The sequence below is a fragment of the Mitsuaria sp. TWR114 genome (genome assembly GCF_007997345.1).
Genome location: NZ_VOSR01000362.1, coordinates 1 through 2,049, shown reverse-complemented (window position 1 = coordinate 2,049; position 2,049 = coordinate 1). Strand labels below are relative to the sequence as shown.

3 protein-coding genes are annotated in these 2,049 nt (G+C 72.0%); 1 reads left to right on the top strand and 2 read right to left on the bottom strand.

Going from position 1 to position 2,049, the window contains the following annotated elements; all coding sequences use genetic code 11:
- Positions 1-568, top strand: a 568-nt coding sequence (locus FUT87_RS14050; RefSeq protein WP_222617149.1) for a phosphatase PAP2 family protein, incomplete at its 5' end; no start/stop codon positions are given.
- On the opposite strand, the gene FUT87_RS14045 is transcribed toward FUT87_RS14050, so the two are convergent.
- Both FUT87_RS14045 and FUT87_RS14040 read right to left on the bottom strand, forming a co-directional pair.
- Entirely contained in the window at positions 538-1,329 is a 792-nt protein-coding gene (locus tag FUT87_RS14045) for a metallophosphoesterase (RefSeq protein ID WP_147241417.1), read from the bottom strand. The two genes, FUT87_RS14050 and FUT87_RS14045, sit on opposite strands and share 31 nt — an antisense overlap.
- Positions 1,326-2,049, bottom strand: a 724-nt coding sequence (locus tag FUT87_RS14040; RefSeq protein ID WP_147241416.1) for a diacylglycerol kinase family protein, incomplete at its 5' end; no start/stop codon positions are given. The genes FUT87_RS14040 and FUT87_RS14045, both read right to left, overlap by 4 nt.

Genomic DNA, 2,049 nt, shown 5'->3' with positions numbered 1-2,049 from the left:
CGAGGCCTTCATCGTCGCGATGATCGATCACGTGCCCGAGCTCGCGCTGCGCGCCTTCTACCTGATCACCGTCGTGGGCAACCGGGAAACGCTGATCACGCTGGGCGTGGTGGTCACCGCGGCCCTGCTGGTCCTGCGCCGCCGCGGGCTGGCCCTGGGCTGGGCGCTGGCGATGCTGGGCAACGGCGCCCTCAATCCGACGCTGAAGCACGTCTTCGAGCGCGCCCGCCCGATCCACCCCACCCACTGGCTCACCGAGGACGGCTTCAGCTTCCCCAGCGGCCACAGCTCGGGCGCGGTGATCGCGATGGGCATGCTCGCCTACCTGGCGGTGCGGCTGCTGCCGCGGCGCTGGCATGTGCCGGCCTGGATCGCGGCCGCGGGGCTGGCCTTCTCGATCGGCGCGAGCCGGGTGTTCCTGCGCGTGCATTTCCCCAGCGACGTCCTCGCCGGCTTCGCCTCCGGCACGGCCTGGCTGACGATCTCGATCGCCAGCATCGAGCTTGCCCGCTGGGCCAAGCGCCGGCGCAGAGCGCCTCAAGTCAGCGGCGTCGAACTCACCCGCTGAAAGAGGCCCGCGGTCTCGTCGACATCCCAGCGCTCAACGACCGCCGCCTGCCCCTGCTCGGTCCGGATCAGGTTCACCGAATTCGGGATGCCGCCCCGCACCCGCGTGCTCAGCGCGGTGCCGGCCTGGACGGCCCAGACCGGCCGCGGCAGGTCCGGTCGGCGCTCGTGCAGCGGCAGCACGTAGGGCAGGTGGATGTGGCCGCCGACGATCGCGTCCACGCCCGCCTCCGCCCAGCGTCGGGCGGCCTTCGCATGACCGCGCAGCAGGTTGGCCAGGTCCGACGCGCGCGTCACCGCCACCGGCTGGTGGACCGCCACCAGCTTCACCTGACCGGCGCGCGCCGCGGCCAGCCGCTGCGCGGTGCGCTCGATCTGGCGCTCGGACAGCTCTCCGTTCTTGTGCCGGTAGCGCCGCGTGGTGTTGAGCGCGATCAGCAGCAGATCGTCGGTCTCGAACTCGTCGTCACGGACCGGCCCGAAGGCGCGTTCATAGCGCTGGTAGGGATGCAGCAGCCGCGTGGGCAGCGCGTAGAGCGGGATGTCGTGGTTGCCAGGAATGACCAGCCGCGCCGGAATGCCGAGCTTGTCGACGAAGGCCCGGGCGCGCGAGAACTCGATCGGCCGCGCCCGCTGGGTGATGTCGCCGGTGATCAGCAGCACATCGGGTCGCAGCTCGCCGCACAAGCGCTCCAGCGCCGCCAGCGCCATCGGCCGCTCGGTGCCGAAGTGCGGGTCGGACATCTGCAGCACCAGCGTCATCGCCCGGACTCCGCCTCGGCGAGGTTGGCCTGCGCCTGACGGCGCTCCTCCGCCAGGCCGGGGGGACGGATCAGCATCAGCCGATGGGGCGAGACCTCGAAATGCAGCGGCAGCCGCATCCAGAGGACTTCCCCGTCCGTGGCGACCTTCACCCGCCGCGCGCCGATGCGGCGGTCGCGCACGGTGAGCCGGCGGAAGGCGAAGTTGACGATCTGGTCCGCCTCGGCCAGGCGCCCCATGGCGCCGCGCACCAGCAGCTTCAGCAGCCCCCAGCGGCCCACCGGCTTGAGCATCACGCCGGCCAGCGCGCCCTGGTCGATGGCCTGCGCCTCGGGCAGGCCGACCTGCTCCATCTGCAGCGCGTTGTTGCCGACGAAAACCGTCGGTGTGCGGACCTTGCGCGGCGCGCCCTGCGACTCGATCGTCAGCCCGAGGCTGCGATGACCGCGCAGGATGGTCGCGAGCACCGCGCCGATGGCGATGGCGCGGCTGCGGCCGAACTGGCGCTTCCAGACCTCGCGGTCCTCGAGCGACTGCGAGTACAGCCCCAGGCTCGCGTTGACGAGGAAGACCCGGTCGTTGAGCAGGCCGACCTGGACCGGCACCGCGCGCTCCTCCAGCAGCACCCGCAGCGCGGCGTCCAGCTCGGCGGGAATGCCGTGGGTGCGGGCGAAGTAGTTGAAGGTGCCCCGCGGCAGCACGCCGAAGGCGCAGCCGCTG

Coding starts and splice junctions, on each gene's coding strand:
- FUT87_RS14045 (WP_147241417.1), bottom strand. CDS start 1,329: ATGACGCTGGTGCTGCAGATGTCCGACCCGCACTTCGGCACCGAGCGG.